The 22,575-nt window shown below is 41.1% G+C and carries 18 protein-coding genes and 2 pseudogenes; 7 read left to right on the forward strand and 13 right to left on the reverse strand.

The annotated features are described in order from the left end of the window. Nucleotides 1-69: 69 nt before the first annotated feature. Both LP667_RS15860 and LP667_RS15865 read right to left on the reverse strand, forming a co-directional pair. The gene (locus tag LP667_RS15860) at nucleotides 70-960 is read right to left on the reverse strand and encodes an IS3 family transposase (RefSeq protein WP_338084861.1); all 891 of its coding nucleotides are present in this window, start codon (nucleotides 958-960) and stop codon (nucleotides 70-72) included. A gap of 5 nt (nucleotides 961-965) precedes the next feature. Beyond that, nucleotides 966-1,217: a transposase gene (locus tag LP667_RS15865; RefSeq protein ID WP_121018958.1), complete on the reverse strand. Its 252-nt coding sequence runs from the start codon at nucleotides 1,215-1,217 to the stop codon at nucleotides 966-968. Between the two features lie 538 nt (nucleotides 1,218-1,755). Here LP667_RS15865 and LP667_RS15875 point away from each other — a divergent pair. Beyond that, nucleotides 1,756-2,685, forward strand: coding sequence for an IS30 family transposase (locus LP667_RS15875; RefSeq protein WP_121018959.1), 930 nt, complete (start codon nucleotides 1,756-1,758; stop codon nucleotides 2,683-2,685). Nucleotides 2,686-2,921: 236 nt separating this feature from the next. Here LP667_RS15875 and LP667_RS15880 read toward each other — a convergent pair. The 4 genes and pseudogenes from LP667_RS15880 to LP667_RS15900 form a co-directional block, all read right to left on the reverse strand. Continuing rightward, a pseudogene (locus LP667_RS15880) lies at nucleotides 2,922-3,583 on the reverse strand (IS3-like element IS1163 family transposase); the annotation flags it as partial. Between the two features lie 119 nt (nucleotides 3,584-3,702). After that, nucleotides 3,703-4,962 (reverse strand): cytochrome P450, encoded by a 1,260-nt coding sequence (locus LP667_RS15885; RefSeq protein ID WP_003561277.1) that lies wholly within the window; start codon nucleotides 4,960-4,962, stop codon nucleotides 3,703-3,705. Nucleotides 4,963-5,586: 624 nt separating this feature from the next. Continuing rightward, nucleotides 5,587-5,877, reverse strand: a complete 291-nt coding sequence (locus tag LP667_RS15895; RefSeq protein WP_056988762.1) for a glycosyltransferase — start codon at nucleotides 5,875-5,877, stop codon at nucleotides 5,587-5,589. A 48-nt stretch (nucleotides 5,878-5,925) separates the two neighbouring features. Further along, on the reverse strand, nucleotides 5,926-7,101 hold the full coding sequence (locus tag LP667_RS15900; protein WP_077727077.1) for an IS256 family transposase: 1,176 nt from the start codon (nucleotides 7,099-7,101) through the stop codon (nucleotides 5,926-5,928). Nucleotides 7,102-7,533: 432 nt separating this feature from the next. Here LP667_RS15900 and LP667_RS16825 point away from each other — a divergent pair, with 432 nt between their 5' ends. The 3 genes and pseudogenes from LP667_RS16825 (at nucleotide 7,534) to LP667_RS17360 (ending at nucleotide 8,542) form a co-directional block, all read left to right on the forward strand. Next, nucleotides 7,534-7,806 carry a hypothetical protein gene (locus LP667_RS16825; protein ID WP_146969956.1) on the forward strand — a complete coding sequence of 91 codons (273 nt, stop codon included), beginning with the start codon at nucleotides 7,534-7,536 and terminating at the stop codon, nucleotides 7,804-7,806. Between the two features lie 8 nt (nucleotides 7,807-7,814). Then, a pseudogene (locus tag LP667_RS17355) lies at nucleotides 7,815-8,249 on the forward strand (DDE-type integrase/transposase/recombinase); the annotation flags it as partial. A gap of 74 nt (nucleotides 8,250-8,323) precedes the next feature. After that, nucleotides 8,324-8,542, forward strand: a complete 219-nt coding sequence (locus LP667_RS17360; RefSeq protein ID WP_225428806.1) for an IS3 family transposase — start codon at nucleotides 8,324-8,326, stop codon at nucleotides 8,540-8,542. A 62-nt stretch (nucleotides 8,543-8,604) separates the two neighbouring features. Here the strand turns inward: LP667_RS17360 and LP667_RS15910 are convergent, their stop codons facing one another. Together LP667_RS15910 and ltrA are read right to left on the reverse strand one after the other, a co-directional pair. Next, complete coding sequence (locus LP667_RS15910; RefSeq protein ID WP_056988684.1) at nucleotides 8,605-10,872, reverse strand: ATP-binding cassette domain-containing protein; 2,268 nt, start codon at nucleotides 10,870-10,872, stop codon at nucleotides 8,605-8,607. Between the two features lie 229 nt (nucleotides 10,873-11,101). Next, the gene (ltrA, locus tag LP667_RS15915; RefSeq protein WP_056988682.1) at nucleotides 11,102-12,484 is read right to left on the reverse strand and encodes a group II intron reverse transcriptase/maturase; all 1,383 of its coding nucleotides are present in this window, start codon (nucleotides 12,482-12,484) and stop codon (nucleotides 11,102-11,104) included. Nucleotides 12,485-13,135: 651 nt separating this feature from the next. Here ltrA and LP667_RS15920 point away from each other — a divergent pair. Next, nucleotides 13,136-13,923, forward strand: a protein-coding gene (locus LP667_RS15920; protein WP_121018961.1) for an IS5 family transposase whose coding sequence is annotated in 2 segments (ribosomal slippage) — nucleotides 13,136-13,403 and nucleotides 13,403-13,923 — 789 coding nt in all. Because the reading frame shifts where the segments join, the coding sequence is not laid out codon by codon here. Nucleotides 13,924-14,346: 423 nt separating this feature from the next. Here the strand turns inward: LP667_RS15920 and LP667_RS15925 are convergent. The 5 genes from LP667_RS15925 to LP667_RS17180 form a co-directional block, all read right to left on the reverse strand. Further along, nucleotides 14,347-15,852, reverse strand: a complete 1,506-nt coding sequence (locus LP667_RS15925) for a glycoside hydrolase family 1 protein (RefSeq protein WP_056988613.1) — start codon at nucleotides 15,850-15,852, stop codon at nucleotides 14,347-14,349. A 14-nt stretch (nucleotides 15,853-15,866) separates the two neighbouring features. Beyond that, nucleotides 15,867-17,732 (reverse strand): PTS beta-glucoside transporter subunit IIBCA, encoded by a 1,866-nt coding sequence (locus LP667_RS15930; protein ID WP_056988614.1) that lies wholly within the window; start codon nucleotides 17,730-17,732, stop codon nucleotides 15,867-15,869. Then, nucleotides 17,722-18,585, reverse strand: coding sequence for a PRD domain-containing protein (locus LP667_RS15935; protein ID WP_056988615.1), 864 nt, complete (start codon nucleotides 18,583-18,585; stop codon nucleotides 17,722-17,724). The genes LP667_RS15930 and LP667_RS15935 overlap by 11 nt, the downstream gene beginning before the upstream one ends. A 227-nt stretch (nucleotides 18,586-18,812) precedes the next feature. Beyond that, nucleotides 18,813-19,055, reverse strand: a complete 243-nt coding sequence (locus LP667_RS15940; RefSeq protein WP_003590066.1) for a protein-export chaperone SecB — start codon at nucleotides 19,053-19,055, stop codon at nucleotides 18,813-18,815. A 242-nt stretch (nucleotides 19,056-19,297) separates the two neighbouring features. Continuing rightward, nucleotides 19,298-20,356: a hypothetical protein gene (locus LP667_RS17180; RefSeq protein ID WP_225428800.1), complete on the reverse strand. Its 1,059-nt coding sequence runs from the start codon at nucleotides 20,354-20,356 to the stop codon at nucleotides 19,298-19,300. 425 nt (nucleotides 20,357-20,781) lie between these two features. Here LP667_RS17180 and LP667_RS15950 point away from each other — a divergent pair, with 425 nt between their 5' ends. Further along, complete coding sequence (locus LP667_RS15950; RefSeq protein ID WP_016527412.1) at nucleotides 20,782-21,573, forward strand: ParA family protein; 792 nt, start codon at nucleotides 20,782-20,784, stop codon at nucleotides 21,571-21,573. Between the two features lie 71 nt (nucleotides 21,574-21,644). Then, entirely contained in the window at nucleotides 21,645-21,884 is a 240-nt protein-coding gene (locus LP667_RS15955; protein ID WP_010011603.1) for a hypothetical protein, read from the forward strand. The last annotated feature ends 691 nt before the right edge of the window (nucleotides 21,885-22,575 follow it).

A 22,575-nucleotide genomic window follows, 5' to 3' on the forward strand; every position in this document is an offset into this window, starting at 1 on the left:
TACCTTCCACAGCTCAAATAAATCATTAATCGCGATTAATAACTTATTTGAACCCTGGAAAGCATTAAATCAGGCGGCCATTTGGCTCGTAAGTGTTGCAATTTCAACTTGTAAGGGGGTCTGGTAGCCCAGTGAACTATGAATTCTCTTCCTATTGTAGAAAGCATGCACATATTCAAAAAGGACGGCAGCGGCAGTTTCATAATCTTCAAAGACCGGCACTGGATAAACACATTCCCTTTTGAGGGAAGCGTGAAAGGATTCCATTGGCGCATTATCATACGGACAACCCTTACGGCTGTATGAGTGGCGGATATGTAGTTCAGTTAAACGTTGATTGTAATCATCGCTGGTATACTGTGATCCTAAATCCGTATGGATAATCAGGTCCCCAGTAATGGTTCGATTTTTAACCGCGCTTTCAAGGGTCTTTAAGACTAAATCAGTAGCCATCTTTTTTGAGAACGAATAGCCGATAATCCGTCGTGAGTGCAGGTCCATGATGGTTGATAAGTAACACCAGCCATTACGCTTCGTTTGAATATAGGTCATATCAGCGGTCCATTTTTGATTTAAACCAGTGGTCGAGAAATCCTGCTTAAGCAAGTTGGGACGCTGTTCAACCTTGGTTTTGGAAGCCGAAGCCGCTTTCCACTTATTGACGGTAACGGAGTGGATATCCAGTTCCTTCATGAGCCGGGAAATCCGTCGTGGACTGCACCGAAGCTGCAGTGGTTGAAGTTCCAGATTCAATTCATGGGGGATCTTCATAACACCGTATCGCTGCTTAAATTCCGCAAAAATCCGCAGAATCCGTTGTTTCAAGTCCGCATCTTCGGCCCGGCGTTTTGAAGGTTTGGGGGATCGATAACGATAATACTGAGCTCTGGAAACACCGAGGATTCGGCACATCTTGGTTACCTGGTGGTGATGGCTTTCTTGGTGAATGTAATCAAAGATATTGGTTACTTCTGCGCAAGGAAGCCCAGGGCTTTTTTTAGGATTTCGTTCTCCTCAGACCGGGAAGCCAGCCGCTTTTCCATCGCTTTAATTTCGTCTGGCGATTTACCGGATTGAGTTTTGGCTTGGCCCTGGATCCACTTATGAACGGTTGAATAGCCAATGCCATATTCTCTGGCCAGTTGGGCGGCTGATTCGCCTTGTTTATATAGGATGATGATGTTTTGTTTGAATTCTTTGTCGTAACGAGTTGGCATGTAAAAATTCCTTCCTTTTGAGAGATGATTTATTCATTATACCCTCTCTTAAAAGTTGTCTCAGGAATCAGCTTACATCCAACGTTTTAACTAACGCTATTAAATACAATCTATCATCAAATATAACACCGCATTGGTTGATTTACAATTGAAGTCCAAGAAGCGATCTCACCTATTGACTGCAATTCAAGATTTTTCATTTACCTTTTGATAGAGGGTTCCATGATAGTCTCTATCATGTTTTTTATCGGCCAAATGGTCAATCAATTTTAAGAATATTATGGTGATCATCCAACATAACCCTTATATGGTAACTTGTAAGACGCTTTGAATCTGTTTTTGAAACATATGTGTGATGCCTCTGTGGATTCCTGTTCCTTAGCCTTTTTTGCTGCTATTATGAGATTTCTCGGTCCTGGTTGGATTAAACTTGTAATTTGGTAGATTGTAAAATTAATCCGAACGCTGTTCGGACAAAAAAGATCAGCTTCCTTTAAAATGGTGTTTACCACAAACCCATCTTTTAGGAGCTGATCTTTTGTCTAGTATAACCTATTCCGAACGAATTAAAATCGAAACCTTTTGTGAACTAGGGCTGTCCAATATCCAAATGGGCGTTCGGCTGAACCGATCACCGTCAACAATTTCTTATGAATTATCTCGATGTCAACCTTATCAGGCTGAATTAGCACAAACAGATGCCGAATACAAGCGATCACGATGTGGCCGGAAAACTAAGCTGAGCGATGAGTTAAAGCAAAAAATTTTCAACCATTTACGTCTAAGCTGGTCACCAGGAATGATAGCTCACGAATTTAAACTAGCGACTAAATCAATTTATAATTGGTTAAATCAAGGGAAAATTGAGTTTTCTTTAAATGATTTGCCTGAACATGGCGTGCGCCAACGGCGTAACCTTGACCAACGTTCTAAATATAATCAATCATTAGGACGGTCAATTGAACAGCGACCCATCGTGGTTAATCGACGTAATTGCATCGGTGATTTTGAATTAGATACAATTGTTGGCCCCCATGGGCATAGTAAGGCAGTTTTATTAACCTTAATCGATCGCAAATCACGGTTCCTTTGGGCCTACCGATTAAAAAAACGGACAGCAGTAACTGTTAATGAAGCCCTAACTAATTTTCTAGCAACTTTTAATGGCCCGGTGCATAGTTTTACGGTGGACCGTGGCACTGGGTTTAGCGGTCTAGTATCACTTGAAGCACAATATGGTATTAAGACCTATTACTGCCATGCTTATACGCCAGCTGAGCGCGGCAGTAATGAACGATTTAATCGGAACTTACGCTATTTTTATCCTAAGGGGACTTATTTTGAGCACATTAGTGCTCAAGGCTTGAAAATCACCTTACTCGAAATTAACCAGCGACCGCTTAAAATACTCGACTGGCAAACACCGTATCAGGTGATGCTGACAAATTTGTCCAAAAATTCGGATTAAATTTGCAATCTACCAGGTAATTATTTCTAATTTTCTAAACTGGACATCAAGTGTCGACATTCTTCGAAGAGAATACTAACTACTAAGTAAAACTGCCTGTTTTAAGGACGACGTCAAGCGTCTAAACTTCTTACGGCATATAGTTTCACCACTATTTAAAGTTTAGAACAAAACTAATATAGTGAATCAACTATCCCGTCGGATAATCGATTCACTATAAAGCTTAGAATGTTTTAAGAAATGTCAGCACGCCATATCCTTGCATTGGGCTGGTGCTTGATTAAATTGGGGCGTTGTGAATGATCCACATGAGTGCCAGGTTTTTTAAATCGCCGATTCATTAAAGAGTGAATCTCCATTTCCCTCATTAATCGTAAAATTCGTTTTGACCCAACACAGATGCCTGACTTGCGAAGCACCATCGTTATTCGTGGATAACCATAGGCACGATAATTATTTTCCCAAATCAATTTAATTTTTTCTTTGAGCTGATTATCAACACGTTCGTGTTGACTAGGTTGATATCTTTTCCAATGGTAATAGGTGCTGCGCGGTAATTTCAGTGCCGAAAGAATAATTGATAAGCGGTGTCGCAATAACTGATCTTCTATGAAGACAAGGCAATTAATTCGTCCTAATGCTTTCCCAGTAACACCGCCGCAGCTTTTAAAATTTCAAGTTCCTCCTTTAATCGCTGATTTTCCTTTTGAAGTTGTTTGAATTCTTTGGACGTTACTTCAGTACCATCTTCTAGCTCAACTGATTTAGCGCCTTTAACCCAGTTATGAATTGCGGCTGGAGAAACACCGTATTCCTCGGAAAGCGAGCGAATAGATCTTTTCTCTTCACGATGCATCTTCACAATGCTGGCTTTAAAATCATCTTGATATCGTTTCATTGGAATGCTCCTATCTTGTTTTATTAATTATGGCACAACTGTTCAGAAATTTATGTACCAAATACTAGGATAGGAGCAGGAATCAGCTTACATCCAAATTGATCTTCAGACATATACTTTTACACTTTCGATAATAATACTTTACTTCTAGGGTAGGTAGGAAATTGATTCATCGGAATTGTCCAATCCTGAGCAGGGATGTCAAACTTATAATTGTTGACTAACTGATCACTAAATACTCGTAATGTTTGTAAAGTAATCCATTCTCCTGCACAACGATGCATTTCGCGAAAATCTCCACCTCCCTGAGCAATCATTTCATATTGTTCAGAATAGGAGATTTCCTTGGTACGGCCAACATAACGATCAACCCTAAAATCATCGGCATCTTTCATGTATCTTGTATCATGATTAGTCCCATAAATATCCAAAACTACCCAACTTTCCTTAGGAATTAAGTAACTATCAATCTCTACATCGTCGATACTGATGGCCGGAATCATAGGGAAAAAAGGATAATAGCGTCGTAATTCATTAATAAATGAATCTTGCAACTTGAAGAAGTCCGTTTTCAGAGCAATATAGTTATTATTCTGGCTAAACAGTGCATGTCCCATAAGAGCTATCCATACCGTAATAGCAACTGTTGGCCGAATAATATTTAATAGATCTACAGCTGCGGTTTTGAGTGGCAATAAATCTCCTTTTTCATCAGTAGCAGTTGAAAAAGCATAAAGGGCCAAATTCTTATCAGTTTCTAACGGAGCTTCACGTGCATTTTTTATCAGTTCTTGAGCCCATTCTTCAGCATTTTTTCTGCCAGTAAGCCCGTTGATGTGATCCGGAATCGACGTGACAGTTCCTTCAAACATAGCTACTTGGTCATCTTCTAGTTCAGTTATCTTATCACGAGAATAGTTTTCTAGATTGATACCAGCCCATGAGCAAATCGTTTTAAACAGCACGTCTTTAGTCAATGCATAAAGCTCAAAAGTTTCTTGTTGTTTATTTAAGGCGGTGATCAAATTCTTTTCTAATAATCTCTTATAATCGTCCAAACGCTCTGGTGTCATTAAATCCATAAATATTTTTTTCCGTTTATGATGGGCCTCACCATCCAGTGTTTGAACGCCCCCTTCACCTTGTAATGTCCTCAATATTGGTTTCGGCATGGCATTGCTGCGTTTGAAAAATCTTTTGTCATAGAAAATTTTGGCAGCATTTCTACCATATATAGCAATGATTTCCTGATTTAGAAAGTGCGCTTCTACAACAGGTGAATTCGCCTCTTTACGTAGTTTCGTCAATACTTCATAACCAGCATTATAAAGAGCTTTTAAATCGGCCAAGTGAACTTTCACTTCCGGTATCTTCTCCATTTATATCGCTCCCTTCATCTTCTCATAAACCTACTTTTGAATAATTTATAGAAAATTTGCATTCCTACAAGTATATTTGTACACCATTTATGTATTTCATTTCAAGGCATTGGTGTAATCTTTTTTTAATCTATCATATGATAAGTCATCAGCAAGCTAAGGCCCAGTTTATGGGCTTAGAAACAATGCAGGCTAGTCAGAAACAGTCACACCAGATGTTAGAACCTGTTTTTAATCTTTGTTAGACAGAATCCCTTTTGATATAAATTCATTAAAAAGGTGATTTTAGATGATTGGTTAACCTAGTGACATTACGCCTCAGCAATTTGAATTAATTCAATCTGATTTGGAAGCCGTACGTCAACGCACGCGACCACGCCAAGTGGCTTTCTACGAGATTTTTAATGCCATTCTCTATATTTTCTCCGTACCGTATCTCAATGGCGTCAGTTACCCCATGACTTCCCCAAGTGCCAAAAGGTTTAAGGTGAAGTCCTTAAACCTCACAATTGACAATAAGTATGCTATGCATAATGTTAGGAAACATGCATAAAGGAGTAATTGGAGTTCACCAAATAACAACAATAAATTAAAAAAAACTAAAAGCGCTAGTTGTGGTATTCATTAAACACTTATTTCCAAGCTCTTTTCTATGGATGAAACCAATTTCTGTGTATAGTATCCTTCTCTAACCCGATGTTGCTGAAGCTTAACTTCATTTTGCAATGTTTCATATTTAGAACGGGAAATCGTTAAAAGTTCTCCGTGGAGATCTTCAAGATCACTTATTGTAATCCCGCAACCATTAAATTTGAGCCACTTTCCCACATTAGACATTTTATCAGCCACGGGAATAATGCCAGCAGCAAGGTAAAGGCTCAATTTATACTGCCAATTATATTTTGGTAGCGTCAAGAATCTTGTGTAAATGAAATGCCTTCGTACATATAATATGTATCTAACTTAAATAAATGATGCTTCCAAGGTGTCCTGGAGTCCTTTGAACCCTCGGTGGATCCGCTTCAGAGACTTCTCGTTATAAACATTAAACTGAGAAACCAGGAAGCGATCCAGTGAATCTTCCGTTGGAAATTGTTCTTTGTGGTGGGTGGTGCGCTTGAGATGCTTATTAAAGTTCTCAATCAGATTAGTGGAGTATAGTGATTGCCGGATAGCTGGTGGAAAGTCCATGAAAGTGAGTAAATTCGGCATTTTAAGCAGATCTTTGATTAATTTGGGATAGGTCTGATGCCAGTTGTTGGCGAACTCATTCAGTTTCAGTTCGGCTGCTTCACGGTTGGCGGCCCGATGAACTTGTTTAAAGTCACTGATCACGGCCTTGCGGTCTTTTACGCGAACTTTGTTCATCAGATTCCGCCCAACATGAACCAGGCAACGTTGTCGTTTGGCTTTAGGGAAATGCCGATTCAAGCCTTCATCCAAACCAACTAACCCATCGGCCACAAACAACAGCACATCTTCAACGCCCTGCTTGATCAAGGTTCCCAGCAGTTCAGTCCAGATTCCAGTCGATTCCGTTGGCGCCACTTGGTAGTTCAGCACTTCTTTCGTACCATCTGGACGAATGCCAATCGCAATATGAACGGCTTCTTTTTGAACGGTATCCCGCTTTAACGGCAAGTAAGTGGCATCTAAGAAGATGGCCGCATATTGTGAAGCCAGTCGACGTTGCTGGAAAGCTTGAACCTGTTCATTGACGGCTTTAGTCATGTTGGAAACCGTGGCTTTGGAGTAGTGAGCACCGTACATTTTCTCAATGAGTTCGGCAATTTCAGCAGTGGTAATTCCCTTGGTATACAACTGAATGACCGTTGTTTCTAAATTATCACTGTGCCGACCGTAGGCTGGCAAGGTATGATTTTCAAACCGGCCATTGCGATCTCGAGGAATGGTTAAGTTAAGTTGGCCGTACTTCGTATCAAACGAGCGCTCATAACTGCCGTTGCGGTTATTACCAGTGTTAATCCCAGCGTATGAGTAGCGTTCGTAACCCAAAAACTCTGCCAATTCGGTTTGAAGCAGCTGGTTAATCGCAATTTCGAGGTGGTGACGAAAAACTTCGTCCAAATCTTGCTTTTGGGCTAGTGCAGCGATAATTTCTGTGGTAAGTTCATTCATGGGGAATGCCTCCTGTGATGTTTTCTGTGGTTACTAAATATCATAAGGGAAGGCATTCCCTATTTCTATACAATTCAGAAATCTTTTATGCATTTACACAAGATATTTTACGCTCTCTAGAAAATTGTTGTTTTGATCACGTAGAGCAGTTGGGTATTGAACAATAATATATGTGAAAACGGCCAGGATTCAAATTTTATAGTTTTACTATTGAGACAGACTTGAAACCAATAGGTGTATTTTTTACAAGCCTTAAGTTTTGACAAGTATCAAGTAACTATTTTTTGAAATAATGCGGGAAAAATTATGAAACGAAATATTCAGTCTATCGGAAATACTATGCTCAGTATTATCAGTAGTACAGTTGTTGTATTACCATTTATGATTTTTTGAAATGGGGAAGTAGTCATACTGTTGTTGCAGTTTTGCCATTTGTCATCTTTTACACGTTTAGAACAACCGGAATTTTTTATTCGTGGCATAAGAACTAAGATAAATAGCTATATACTACTAAAACTAGCTATCTATTGTGGCCTTTTAGGTTCATTATTTGGTTTAGTTGGGGTGTCATTTTTGGAATTAGAGCTTGTTTCAGGGTTATTTCTCGGGTTGAGTGCGGCTTGGCTACCAATGGCTAACAATACTATTAATTATTATAAATTTGAAAATCATTTAACTGACTCAAAAAATATGGGGATTAGGTAGATTGTAAAATTGCCGAAAGCGGAAGATATCGCGGACGTCTAACCTACGGTTATCGTCGCGTTCAAGAAGAGCTCATTAAATTAGATATCCATCTATCAGACGCCGTAGTGCGTCGTTTGATGGATGAATTAAATGTTCAAGTAAGCCTTTATAACCGCCACAGAAATGGTAGATATTCATCTTATAAAGGTACAGTTGGAAAAGTGGCGCGTAACGTTCTACATCAGCATTTTAATGAAACCGTACCTTTCAAAGTATTACATACCGATGTTACACAAGTACGCTTGGCCGATACTAAGTGGGCTTACGTTTCAGCTATTACTGACGAAGCAAGCAAGGAAGTTTTAGCATTTCAAGTAAGTAATAGTCCTAACAGTAAACTAATTATGGATACACTCGATGAACTCACAGAAAATATTCCGGAAGGAATAAAACCAATAATTCATTCAGATCAAGGTTGGCATTATCAATTGAATTACTATACCGATAAACTCTCTGAAAAAAATTTATACAAAGCATGTCTCGTAAGGCAAACTGTCTTGATAATGCGCCAATTGAAAGCTTCTTTCATCTTCTTAAAACAGAATGTCTTAATGGATTTCCACAGTGTAAAGATATTGGAGAATTCAAGGAAATCACAAAGAATTACGTCGATTGGTTTAACAATCGACGAATATCACAGAAAACAAAAGGCATGACTCCCTGCGAATACAGGGAACATGCCTTAGCAGTTTAAAAATATTCAATTTTGTCTAACTTTTGTGTTGCACTTTAAATGAGGTGATCTTTTTGAATCTTTTAAGAAATTATAGCTGCTAATGCAGCACCAGTCCGAGAGTTTTTATCGTTTAGGCTATCTTTTGGATGACCTTCAAAACAAACTTGACCGCCGAATTTACCAGCATCGGGTCCCATATCGACTAACCAATCGGCTCGTGAAATTAATTTCAGATTATGTTCAATCAGAATTAATGTATTGCCCTTATCAACCAATCCTTCAAATAAATCGATCAATTGTTGAGTATCCTGTAAGTGCAATCCGGTTGTTGGTTCATCTAAGAAATAGATTCGGCCGGTATGATTCAATTCCATTGCTAACTTAACACGTTGCACTTCACCACCAGATAAAGTGGTCATCGACTGGCTAAGATTCAAATAACCAAGTCCAACTTGGTGGAGTAGACTAACCTTTTTGTAGATATCTGGCACATCTTTGAAAAACTCTAAAGTGTCGTTGATAGAAAGATTTAGAACCTCAGAAATATCTTTGCCATGATAAGTGTATTGTAGTGCTTCTTGGCTATAACGTTTCCCATGACACAACTCACATTCTTGAACGATTGGATCCATGAATGCCATCTCGGTGATCATCACACCTTTACCTTTGCAACGGGGACAAGCACCTTTACCGTTATAACTAAATAGTTGTGTTGAAACGCCATTGTTGGCTTTACTGAAAAGCTTTCGTAGAGGATTTAAAATGTTCAAGTAAGTTGCAGGTGTGGAACGAATATTCAAACCTACAGAATCCTGACTCAAATCAATATAGTCTTGATCAGAAACTTGTTGTTTGAAAGCTTGGACTAAAGTACTTTTTCCAGAACCTGCTGGTCCAGATATCACGGTCATTACACCTTGAGGGATTCTGGTAGATACGTCTTTTAAATTATGAGAAGTTACATGATTAACATTTAGCCAAGATTGAGGTTCACGAGGCTTTGGGAAAGTGATTTTTTCTCGTAACATTTTACCCGTAATCGTATCTGACCGTAATAGTTCGTCGTAGGTACCAGTGAAAGTTACTTGACCACCATTTTTGCCGGCTTGTGGTCCCATTTCCACGACATAATCTGCTGTCGAAATAATGGCAGGGTTGTGATCAACTAGGATAATGGTATTGCCATGTTCCTTGAGCTTTTTTAAGGATTGGGTAATTAATTTAATATCGTGAGGATGGAGTCCTACACTTGGTTCATCGAGTACGTAAACTAAATCGGATAGGGAACTCGTCAAATATTTGGCAATTTTAATTCGTTGAGCTTCTCCACCAGATAGAGTATCAGTTCCACGGCCAAGGGAAAGATAACCTAAACCGATGTCGACCAAAGCTTGAATTTTACTACGTAGTTCACGCACCATTGTTTTAGCCTTGGGGTCCGAGATATCATCCAAAAATTTTAGGACACTTACTAAATCCATATCGCTGACTTCTGCAATATTTTTGCCAGCAATTTTACCAGTTAGAGCCTTTTTGTTCAGACGTGTTCCATGACATACTGGGCAAGGTTTTCGAGTGACAATCTTTGATAAGGCAGCTTCATGATGACGACCTGAGGCACTATGAATAACAGAGCGAAGCATACGTGGAACTAGTCCTTCATATAATGCCGTACGGCCCCAATTTGCCGGTGGATTTTTTAATTTTTGTTGCGGAGCGTGCATGAATAAATCATATTCTTCATCGGTGTAGTCTTTAATTTTTTTGTCTAAATCAAATAATCCACTGTTGCCATATTCCTTCCAACGCCAAGTTCCCGGTTGAAAACCGGCAAAAGTCATTGCACCTTCATTGAGTGATTTATTAGGATCAATTAATTGACGTTCATCTATGTCGTCAACAAAGCCTAATCCCTGACATTTTGGACACATTCCCTGAGGTAGGTTAAAGGAAAACCATTCAGAATACCCAACCCAAGGCTGTCCAATTCGAGAAAACATCAAACGTAAGACGGAATAGATGCCGGTGTAGGTTGCCAGAGTAGATCGAGAATTACGACCAATAGGCTTCTGTTCAACCACAATTGCCACTGGTAAGTTGTCGATTCGGTTCACTTCAGGTTGACCGTATTTAGGCAAATATTGTTGGGTGAAACTAGGAAAAGTTTCATTCAATTCACGTCGGGAAACAGCGGCTAATGTATCAAAAACTAAAGAGGACTTACCAGACCCAGAAAGACCAGCAAATACAGTCGTTTTATGCTTAGGAATATCTAAACTGACATCCTTTAAGTTATTTTCTTGAGCTCCATGGATAGAGATAGTCCCATCTGCAAATAAATCAGTCATAAAAACCTCCAACAGTAAATTTATAATTCCATTATATATAGAAATCTCGTTTAACAAAAATAATCGGGTCTAGAATTTTTGGTGTTGGAAAGTATTTCCATTCCAAAAGTACTAGGCTCTAATTTAAAAAGCCATTGATAATGGAATCGAGTAGGAGGTAATTGATTATTTCAATTACCGACCTCTCACACCACCGTACGTACGGTTCCGTATACGGCGGTTCAGTAATTTAAGCATTCTGTATTTGCTGGAGTGTCTTGGACAGGTTTATTAGTCCTAGACGCTCCAGCTTTTGATTTGTATACGTATAGGTTAGTGTTTTACTGTGGGCAGTCCGCCAATATCCCTTGCGGGTATTGGCATTAGTCTTGGCCTGTTCCGGTGTCATTCCTAGCTTAATCAGCTCGCGATATCGGGTTTTGATTCTCTTCCAACGTTTCCATATCAACTGTCTAATTCTACTTCGTAGCCATTGGTCCAGCTGGTGAATAAACGTCTTCATTTTGCCAATCCCATAGTACTGTAACCATCCTCGCATTTTCTGTTTAATTTCCTTCATCAACATTAACCAGCTAATTCCACGACTTCGCCCAGTCATTATCTTGAGTGCTTGTTTAACTCGCTGTTTTACGACCTTGTGCGGTCGCGCATATGCCCCATTACGGTCTACACCAAGCGTAAATCCTAGAAACTTTAGTTGAAGTGGCGAACCAACCGTTGTTTTATGACGGTTAATTGTTAATCTCAACTTGTTTTCAAGAAAGATTGTGACATTGCGCAAGACTCGTTCTCCAGCTCGCTTACTTTTGACATAAATATTACAGTCATCGGCATAGCGCACAAATTGGTGTCCTCGCTGGGTTAGTAGTTTGTCCAACTCATTGAGATAGATATTTGCCAATAGCGGAGAAAGGTTCCCACCTTGCGGTGTCCCCTTATCCGTCCTTTGAAACATTTTGCCATTCATGACTCCACTTGTTAGGAAACGACGAATCAGGTGAAGTAACCATGGGTCAGTTATTTGTTGTTGGATGAAATTCATCAGTAAGTCATGGTTGACCGTATCAAAGTATGCCTTTAAGTCGAGGTCTACCACATAGTGGTAACCTTGATTGTAGAGGCTGGTGACTCTTTTAATCGCGTCATGCGCACTTCGGCCCGGTCGGAATCCAAAACTATTATCAGAAAACACCTGTTCATATATCGGCGAGAGTACTTGCACCACAGCTTGCTGGATCATACGATCGATAACTGTGGGGACTCCCAACTTTCTAGTTGAACCATCAGGCTTTGGTATTTCTACCCGTCTGACTGGTTGTGGCCGATATGTTTCATTACGTAAACTCTCTAAGAGTTCTTCCCGATTCTTGTAAATATATTCGGCTAATTGGTCAACGGTCATGCCGTCCATTCCAGCTGCGCCTTTATTACTCCGAACTCGCTTAAACGCTAAGTTCAAATTATTTCTCGCAAGAACCCGGTCTACAAATTGAATGCCATCCTGCGCCGTAGTTTCACCGTTAGTAGTACTATGCGCCCCAAGATACTCTTTGTCTTCCAGACTATCCATCCCTTGGCGGTCAGCTTGTTCTGTTTTCTGCAATTTTCGCACTACCAACACCTCCCATATCAGTGAGAATTATTATTGTTCAGTCCTTCATCTGTCATACGGCAGATTACTATGACCTCGGCTGACTCCTGCCGGATTCAGCTAGCCATCACTGACTAGTTTGCCCCTGTACACCTATATCGGCGTCCTTGTTGGGAGCTTATTCGACAGGCCTCCCCGGGTAAGAATGATAGCTTTCATACCATGTAACCGTTGGCTTTACTGACTTCGACCTCGAGTAGTGTAGGACTTCAGTTTGTTGAGCAACTTCATCCAGTCTAATCAGCCTTGTAGCCACTTCTTGTACATCGGTTCAGTATTTTGTTTTAGGCTTCCTTCAGACTCCGTCTCACAGCGGACGCCCTTGCCCTCAACTCGTGGTTCCGACTACTACGGCCCACAGCGGACTTACACCGCCTAGTTATCACCCATGCCGGGCGCACTCAAAAACGGCCACTAGGGTATACCCTAGTGGCCGTTTTTATTTCTGCGCTATACTAGGAATTACAAATGTTCATTAGAACTGTCCAAAATGAGAATTGGAAATGGCTAAAATCGGTTATGCGCGTGTGAGTTCCAAGGAGCAACATTTAGAACCTGTCTAGTATCTGCTGAATCTGGTAGAATTGTGGAAAACCGACTGAGGAGTTTGTCATGCCAGATTATCCAAGCAATATTTCTCGAGCGCAATTTGCGTTAATACAACCTGATTTAGAAAACTTCCGCAAGCATACAAGACCGCGTCGTTATGATCTTTATGACGTATTCAATGCCATCCTTTACTCGCTTACTACAGGGTGTCAATGGCGTGAATTACCGCACGATTTCCCGGAATGGCACACTGTCTACCGCTATTACGATATGTGGCGAGATAAACCAGACCCGACAGCTGATTCGCTATTAGAAAGGCTTTTAAAAAAACTGTTGCTTCCTATCGTTTTGCACAGGGCCGATCGGCCCGAACGTCGTTTGTGATTGTTGATGCTCAAAGTGTTAAAACCACTGATTTAACGAAAAATAGTGGCTACGATGGCGGCAAAAAGATTTCAGGGATTAAGCGTCATATGGCGGTTGATATTAACGGTTTACCACAAGCCATTCTCGTGACACGAGCTAATGTATCAGATCGTTCAGGTGCATTGGCTATGCTTAGTTTGGCTAGCCAAAATTTAGAGCTGGTTCAGCATGTCCTGGTTGATGGTGGCTACACTGGCAATGACTTTGCGGATCAGGTGAAGCTCATTTTGAATGCTAAGACGACGGTAGCTAAACGCAACGAGTTGCATACGTTCACGGTGTTACCGCAACGATGGATCATTGAACGTTCATGGAGTTGGCTAGACAAATGTCGGCGACTTTGGAAAAACTGTGAACGCGCCCTTAACAGCAGTCTTCAAATGGTTGTATTGGCCTTCCTGAAGATAGTTCTTAAAAGATACTAGACAGGTTCTTAGGCTTCTTAGAACGTAAATGATTGAGCAATTGAAGATCAGTTAATCAATATTTAAATTGGTGAGATGGTAGATTGCAAATTTATCAATCCAATTGTCAAAATCCATTAACGAGCCGATAGTTGTTATTTTCCCCGTATCAGCTTCTTTTTTAGCTTTTGATGCCCCGGGAGAATCCAGAAAGTTAACCAACACTTCATTATTGGCAGTTTTAACCGGTGCAATCGTTTTATCTTTTCTAATACTCGGTACTCATTTAATTCGCCTCCAGATGTTTACCGTGTTTGTGCGACTGCAATTAACCTAATCCGTTATTGTAGGTGGACGGAAGCAAAAAAGCACGATTTACCGGCATAAAAATGCCATTAAATCGTGCTTTTTTAAGTTAGGGGCTCCCCTGCTAATTGAAACGCCCTATTCAGAAACCGCTGGAACCGGGGTGGCCAGAAATTCAACGGGAATTTGATGGCCATAACTCAGTAGTTGCTGATACCAGTAGTAGCTGTCTTTACGGTAACGGCTATAAGTCCCGTTGCCCGCATCGTCTAACTCGACGTAGACGAGCCCGTACCGTTTGGACATTTGGTTGGACGATGCCGAGATCATATCGGTGGGGCCCCACATGCAGTAGCCCATTAGCTCGATGCCGTCCTCGGCCATGGAGATCAATAGCTGCTGAATGTGTTGGCGTAAATAGTCGATCCGGTACTGGTCGTGAACGTGATGGTCCGCCGTTAAAGTGTCCGTGGCCCCCAACCCATTTTCGACGATGAAGAGTGGTTTCTGGTACCGGTCGTACAAGTCGATCAGGGATAACCGTAACCCAACGGGGTCGATCTGCCAGCCCCATTCACTTTCTGGAAGGTAGCGGTTGTAAACCCCGGCCGTCCGGTTCGCCTTGGTCACTTTGAGACCAGTTGGATCGGCTGCCGTGCAGATCGACGAGTAGTAACTAAACGCAACGAAGTCTGCCGTGTTTTGTTGTAACAACGCGCGGTCTTCGGCGGAAATCGTTAACGGGATCCCCTTCCGCTTAAGTGTCGTCAGTAAGTACTGGGGGTAGCGCCCCCGAACCTGAATATCACTAAAGGCGTAGACGTCACGCATCGTTTCAGTCGCGGCCAGGACGTTTTGTGGATCACTATTATACGGATAAACCATGGTTCGTGTAATCATGGACCCCACTTGCAAATCCGCGTAACGTTGGTGACAGTATTGAACGACTTTGGCGGCGGCTAAGAATTGGTGGTGCATTGCTTGATAAATCACTGCTTCAAAGTTCTGGCCCTGAAATCGATCGGCAACTAGCCCGGCAGATGAAAATGGGTGGCGAATAATGCTATCGATCTCGTTGATTGGAATCCAGTACTTCACATCATCGTGCAAGTAATCGATCACCGTTTGGGCAAACTTGTTAAAGTAGCCGATGACTTGTGGATCGAACCAGGCGTCGTAGTTTAAGACGAGGTTTAGGGGCATTTCATAATGAGACAACGTCACGATCGGCGTAATGTTGTACTTTTTAAGTTCTTGGACGACCGCTAAGTAGTAGTCAAGACCGGCTTGATTTGGCTGGGCGTCATCCCCGTTGGGAAAAATTCGGGCCCAACTGATTGAGAAGCGGTACGTGTTGATACCCGTTGCTGCTAATAATTTAATATCCTCCCGGTAACGATGATAAAAATCAACGCCATGCCGCTTTGCCCAACCTTTTGTTGAATGATCAGTCAATGCAAGTTCAATTTCATGGCTGTCCATTTGATTAACAGCTTGATAATCATTTGTATCTATTTTTGGTCGATAGCGCATGCAGTCAGCAATTGACATTCCTTTTCCGTCTTCATCCCAACCACCTTCCACTTGATTCGCGGCAGTGGCAACTCCCCACATAAAATTCGGTGCCGTCTTGAAATAATCCATTGTAATTCCTCCAACTATGCCAGCATTAACAAGTTATTACCAACTTTTACAGATTGATTCGATTCCGGTACGGGCAAGACTTCTAAGAAATCCTTTGTATTTAATACAATAATCATCACGGTAGGATCATACCCGGCAGCCTTGATTTTCTCCAAATCAAACTTCAACAGTGGCTGTCCTTCATGAAAGCGTTCACCTTTCTTGACTAAGGTTTCAAAATACTTGCCGTGCAATTCAACCGTATCAATCCCGACATGAATCAACAAATCAGCATCATTATCCAAATGAATTCCAATTGCATGGCTAGTGTCAAATACTGCGGATGCAATACCATCGGCCGGTGCAACGACCAGGCCTTCACTCGGAATCACCGCGATACCGTTTCCCATAACACCACTCGCAAATGTCTCGTCGTTCACTTCACTTAATTTCCGTGTTTCACCGACAACTGGACTGTTGATTGTGTGTTTAGTCGTTACGACTTTATCAGCCTCAGCTTGTTCTTTTTTTGTCGTCTCATCACTCACTGGATCATCAAATCCAATGAGCCAAGTGGCAACAAAGGTTGCGATACTTGCAATAACAATGGTGGCAATGGCTAACACAACAAAATTTTCCGTCTTCGAGACCCACATCGGTAGACTTAACAATCCGGGGGTAACATAAATAAAAGCCTTCATTTTCATAAATCCAGCAAATAATCCAGCAATGGCACCACCAATCATCGCACCATACATCGGCTTCTTTAACTTCAAGTTAACACCAAACATTGCAGGCTCAGTAATACCACCTAAATAAGCCGTAACTGTCGAAGAAAGTGCTAAAGCGCGTAATTGCTTATTTTTAGTTTTTAATCCAACTGCTAATGAAGCTGCAGCTTGGGACATGTTCGAGCAAAGTGCGACCACTCGGATGATTGGATCGAATCCTTGCGTTGCAACTAGTTGAATACTGATTGGGCTCAATGCCTTGTGAATACCAATCGAGACCAACCATGGATAAGCTGCTGCTAACAATGGAATGGCAATGAAACCAGCATGTTCATACAAGAACATACTTACAGCGGCAATTCCCATAGAAATCAAGTTGGCAATCGGTCCAAGAACGATAAATGTTAAAGGCGCTGTGATTAACATGATTAGCATTGGCTCAGCAAACACTTTAATCATTCCTGGCGTAATCTTTTTAACAAACTTTTCGATATATGACATCATCCAAACGGATAGGATGGCCGTAATCAAGGTTGCTGAGTATGAGACCAGCTGAACAGGGATGCCAATAAAACTAACGGGTTTGGCAGCCGCAATTAAGGCCGTCCAGTTCGGATTGACCGTAACCAGGCCCATGAAGGCTCCTAAGTATTGGTTAGTTTTAAAAATTTTGGCGGCGGAAAACCCGATAAACGCGGGCATGAAGAAGTAGCCGGTATCAAAAATCAAATTCAGCATTTGATACGTTTGGCTCTTGTCGGAGAGTACCCCGGTAAGCGTTAAGATAAGAAGGAGCACCTTCCCCATCCCGGCACCAGCTAAGAGCGGAATTGCAGGGGCGATCGAACCGGTAATGGTCCCGATCACTTTATCAAATAAGTTGCGATTGTCTTTCCCCGAATCGGCGGTCGTGGCCTGGTTATCTAAGTCGAGCATATCAGCGAGCTCGTTATAGACATCTTCAACGTTATTGCCGATCACTAATTGGTATTGACCAGCTTTTTTGACGAGTTGTAGGATTCCTGGAATATTTTTGACGGCATCATCGTCCGCCTTGCTTTCATCATTCAAAACAAAGCGTAAGCGGGTCGCACAGTGCACGACCGATTTGACGTTGCCCGGTCCCCCGACGCCCTTAATAATGGCTTGATTCATTGCTTCATACTTCATCATGTTGCCTCCCCGTATTTTCGGTGATCCGTGCAATGTGAATCGTCATGTAGAGTAGGTCCTCATTGCTAAGATCATAATTATAAGTTTGGTGAATAAACGTTTTAATCTTTAACGCGCATTCGTACGCGGCGACCTTTTTACCTTTAATAATTGCAAGCATGTCGTTACTGAGGTCACCAATGGATTGTTTTTCATTGTTGTACATCATGTATTGCCAGAAAAATTTTAAGTGCGTGACAAACCGGTTATAATCGAGTGATTCCCGATCAATATCTATTGCCAGTTGGTACGTGACGATGCTGGTGAGTTTCTTAATAAAGTTGACGACAGCTTGAAAGTCATCTAACCGGTTCCCGAGTTCCCCGCTAATAATATGAATTGCAATGAACCCCGCCTCGTCTTCTGGTAGTGGTACCCCGCACTGTTGTTCGATCAGCTGTAATGCCCAGAGACCAATCGAAAATTCTTTGGGATAAAAGCTGCGAATCTCCCAAATAAATTGGTTGGTTAAAAATAAGTGTTCCTTGGCTCGGTCGACAGCGGACGCAATGTGGTCCGTTAAGGCGATGTAGACGCTGTCGGTCAGGTCGATATGATCATCTGCTTGGGCCTTATCAACGATGCGTTTGGCAATTTGGAAAAACTGGATTGGGATATCGTTGATCATATCTAAAATTAGTTTTCGGTCCCCACGGCTAACCGGAGCAAACGTTTTATAAATCTTACTTTCATCAACCTCCTCATTGACGTGTTTACCGTAAGCCACGGCCTTGCCAATAACGATAAGTTCTTGGTGATCATCAGTGTGCGTGATAAATGCATTATTGTTCAGGATCTTTTTGATTTTCATCACATCACTCCCCCTTAAATGACGTTTTTTTAATAAAAAAAGCCCACTTAGCCCCTCGACTAAGTGGGTTTTGTGTAGCACTGAAACTTTGCTATAACAATCCCAATGAATTATTCGTCATTAATTTATGTGTTAATGTTAGCGCTTTTATTTACGGGTGTCAATCACCTTTTAAGCCTATTCAATGATAGCAATGGTCGACTTCCCTGGTTTAACGGGCCTGATCGTTAGTCAGAAGTTTCTAAGTCGGTACTGTGTTCACCTAGTATCTGTGAAACATTGATAGTTGGTAAAATTAATGCTGGATATTCATTAGACGCATTAGTTATCCCTGATACTAAGGCCCGAACATAGGGATAAAGGATTGCAACGGCGTTTTTATTGATCAAGGTGTCAATGCCTACTTGTGCTTGGTCGCGGTTTGCTTTGATTAAAGCAACGACCGCTTTGGTCTCTTCCTCTTGGGACATCAAACCAACTCACAATCGAATGTTTTTCACTGCGATAATTTGTTACCTACAGGAAACAAATTACCTAATGATTAGGAATTAACTAAAATTTTCAGTATAAAATATCCGGTGGCGGTCATCAAAATTCATTGACTCTTGGCACCGGATATTTATAAAAATTATGATTAATATCGTGCTTTCTTTAAACCAAGTATGTAACGGCAAATTTGATAGTTAAACGCTACTGAGACGCGTTATCCAGATTAGTTGTTAAAGTGACGGCTGAATCGACGGGTCATCAGGTGGACTCCGGCGATGATGAGTAAACCAAATCCAGTGATGAAACCCAGCCACCCAGTGGTCCGTTCATTGGTTTGAGGTAGCTCCGTCTGTAACGCCATGGCTTTGGCCGCTTTTTGCTGGGCGGTCTCATTTTTTATTGGTTGGGCCGTGTCGGTTACTGAGTCTACGGACTGATCAGTATCGTGAGCCGGTTGTTTTTGTTGTTCTTTAAGCGTCGGTTTGGACTCCGGTGCTGGTTGGGCAGCTGGCGTAGCGGCTGCAAGCAAGGTCGTCAGCGTTGTCAATCGTTGGCGTACGGCCGCTTGTTTGCGTTGGGTTGCGCTAAGCTGGTCCGTGAGGGTCGCAAGGTGTTCCCGCGCAGTGGTCACGGCTTCTTTTGCGGTGGTCATGGCCTTTTGATCTGCTTGAAGGTGCTGACGTTCTTGTTGAGCGTCCGCTAGTGATTGCTTGCAAACTTGAAGGTCTTGTGGGGCTTCGTCACGATGTTGAATAGCGTCTTGTCGGTCATTTAAATCTTTAAAGGCCTCTAACCACGTATGTTGCAACGCTTCTTTTTTAGTCGCATCGCTTTCTTTATCAGCTGCGGTTTTTTTAGCGGCAACTTCTTTCGCGGGGGACTTAATTGTGGCCCGGTCTTGACTAAGCTCGTCTTGATTGATTTGCGCGACAAAATGCGTTTGTTTCTGGACCTGTGCAACTTGATCATCGACTTCTCGTTTATTCGCATCAATTGCCGCTTGATCAACGGGTTTGGTATGCGCTAACTGATCTGTGGCGGTCGCCAGCACTTGTTTAGCGGTTTCGATTTCCGCTTGTAACGTGGTGAGTTGGGTCGTTAATTGTTGATCCGACTGTTCCGTCGTTTTAAGCGTGGTCTTTAACGAATCATGGGTTGTGGCGAGTTGCGCAGTCGGTGATTGCCGGGGTGTTTCGGCGTGTGCCCGTTGGGGTTGGATTAGAGCGAGGGCGGTACTGGCGAGGGCAATGGTGCTCATGCTAAGGACGGCTCGATTCGTCATGCTGACTTCTCCTTTAGGGGCGCTAGTAGTCGTGCTGCCAATTGCTGAAATGCTTGTACGTGTTCATTATGTCAAAGTATATTAGGAATACAACTAAAAATCCTAATTGACAAGCTCCAACTTGTTGCTAGTATTAACTAAGTTATACGGACGATCCGCGCCTGATTCAGGTCGTGACGGCCCTTACTAGCAAAGAATTCTAAAAGTCGAAAAAGTTTATTAATATGGTAGATTGTAAAATTAATCCGAACAGCGTCGGATTAATTTTACAATCTACCAAGTAACAGATAGGGCACTTAGCTAGTGTATACTAATAATTCATGAATATAATGTATATGCATCATTTGCAAACATACGTGTTATGTGTTATTATGCATGTAGCGATATTTATTAAGCTTACTTAGCATGTATGAGGAGGGACACTAATGGAAATTATTACATTTTCAGCTATAAAAGGCGGCGTTGGTAAAACTACCCTAGCTTTTAATTATGGTGAATGGTTAGCAAAAAATGGCAAACATGTTTTATTTATTGACTTAGACCACCAAAGTAATTTAACCCAGACTTACAACATTTACGACAATCAAGACACCGTTGGCAACATTTTCTTAGATCGAGGGAAAGTCAAAATACATGAAATAAGTGCTTATATTAGTCTAATTGCCGGAGACATGCACCTTGACGATATTGAGCGTACCATTGAAAATAAGACTAACAAAAACATGTTCCTCTATATGTGGTTGTCAGATAATTATGAACGTTTAAATTTAGGAAAATTCGAGTATATTATTTTGGATTGTCACCCAGATTTTTCTACTGCTACCAAGAATGCAGTAATCATTAGTAATGCTATCCTTAGTCCAATCACACCTAGCGAACATGGGTATAATGCAAAATTTAACCTAGAAGAAAGAATTAACGAATTACGCAAAGAAGCCATTGATTACTCTACTAGAAAATCTTATGTCACGACCAAATTATTTTTTATCGCCAACATGATTAAACACAACACAAGATCATCTCGCGAGTTATTAAAAGCCTTAAAAGGCGATCCCAGTGTATTGGCTACAGTTCCAGAAAAGGAGCTATTCAATCGTTCAACGTTGGATAAAAAATCTCTTTCAAAAATGGCTGAAGACCACAAAACATATATTGATCAACATGAATTTTTTGATAGTATGGACAAAACATTTAATGAAATCACGGAAAAGCTATAAATGTTTCGTACACGTATTAATCACATGTATACTCAATGCGTGTGCATGTGAATTATAAAGGAGGACTACCTATGGCATTCGATCCAGAGAACAAAAACATAAAAAAGGCACTACAAAAAAATGAAACAGAACAGCCAACTGATACTAAAGATAAACTTGTTATTCCTGTTTTTAAAGATGAAGAGGAACGTACTAAGAACTATACCTTTTCACTTCAACCTAGCGCACGCAAAAGACTTGACGGTCTAGCCAAAGAACATAATTTTAAGTCTGCCTCCAAATTTTTAAATGAGCTTATAAAAAATATGTGATGTCACTTTAAGGGGGGAGTTGTTATGGGAATTTCGATAAATGTTACATTTTTGCTTGCCAGCCTTATTGTCTTTTAGATAATCCCAGCCATTGGAATTGCAAAAAAGCACCTGGTAGATGACCGCTTTTTTATTCGACAGTGGTTATTTCCAATGCAGTATTGGTTACAGCTATTATTTGAAAGAATCAGTGGTAACCGTCGTATTGTCGTAAGAATTTTTCAAATAATGTCCCTGTTTATCACGTATTTTTGCGGGTTGCTTATGCTCATGATTTTCAGTGTTTTTGATGGAAATTTGCTTAAACACCCCGAAGCATTTTTACTTTTCGAATATTTACTGGTATCTTCTATCGCTTACTGGTTTCAACCAAAAGCTGGCAAAGTATACAAGACCAAATAAAGTTGCCGCTTGGTAAGCGCTATGCTAGACTAAAATTAATTTAACAACCGAATAAAGAGATCAAGCTAAACAGAAAAATCCCCGATTCACGAGGAATCAGGGATTTTGGGTTTAGCAAGTAGCTATAAGGCAGCTACTTAGATTCAGTCGATTTTCACCGCCAAGTTAAAATCGACTGAACATTGTTCTTAATTTGTAGGTTAATTATACCGCAAACCAGTCCCCAAGGACAAGTTAAGGATAGTTAAAAACAAATTAAAGTCAATGGACTAAGTAGCTAACTGGAGCT

The organism is Lactiplantibacillus paraplantarum (assembly GCF_003641145.1).
Classification (GTDB): domain Bacteria; phylum Bacillota; class Bacilli; order Lactobacillales; family Lactobacillaceae; genus Lactiplantibacillus; species Lactiplantibacillus paraplantarum.

Bases quoted from the DNA above. Each gene is read 5' to 3' on its own strand.
- LP667_RS15865 (WP_121018958.1), bottom strand. From the start codon at position 1,217: ATGCCAACTCGTTACGACAAAGAATTCAAACAAAACATCATCATCCTA.
- LP667_RS15885 (WP_003561277.1), bottom strand. From the start codon at position 4,962: ATGGAGAAGATACCGGAAGTGAAAGTTCACTTGGCCGATTTAAAAGCT.
- LP667_RS15900 (WP_077727077.1), bottom strand. From the start codon at position 7,101: ATGAATGAACTTACCACAGAAATTATCGCTGCACTAGCCCAAAAGCAA.
- LP667_RS17360 (WP_225428806.1), top strand. From the start codon at position 8,324: ATGTCTCGTAAGGCAAACTGTCTTGATAATGCGCCAATTGAAAGCTTC.
- LP667_RS15910 (WP_056988684.1), bottom strand. From the start codon at position 10,872: ATGACTGATTTATTTGCAGATGGGACTATCTCTATCCATGGAGCTCAA.
- LP667_RS15925 (WP_056988613.1), bottom strand. From the start codon at position 15,852: ATGGATTATTTCAAGACGGCACCGAATTTTATGTGGGGAGTTGCCACT.
- LP667_RS15930 (WP_056988614.1), bottom strand. From the start codon at position 17,732: ATGAAGTATGAAGCAATGAATCAAGCCATTATTAAGGGCGTCGGGGGA.
- LP667_RS15935 (WP_056988615.1), bottom strand. From the start codon at position 18,585: ATGAAAATCAAAAAGATCCTGAACAATAATGCATTTATCACGCACACT.
- LP667_RS15940 (WP_003590066.1), bottom strand. From the start codon at position 19,055: ATGTCCCAAGAGGAAGAGACCAAAGCGGTCGTTGCTTTAATCAAAGCA.
- LP667_RS17180 (WP_225428800.1), bottom strand. From the start codon at position 20,356: ATGACGAATCGAGCCGTCCTTAGCATGAGCACCATTGCCCTCGCCAGT.
- LP667_RS15950 (WP_016527412.1), top strand. From the start codon at position 20,782: ATGGAAATTATTACATTTTCAGCTATAAAAGGCGGCGTTGGTAAAACT.
- LP667_RS15955 (WP_010011603.1), top strand. From the start codon at position 21,645: ATGGCATTCGATCCAGAGAACAAAAACATAAAAAAGGCACTACAAAAA.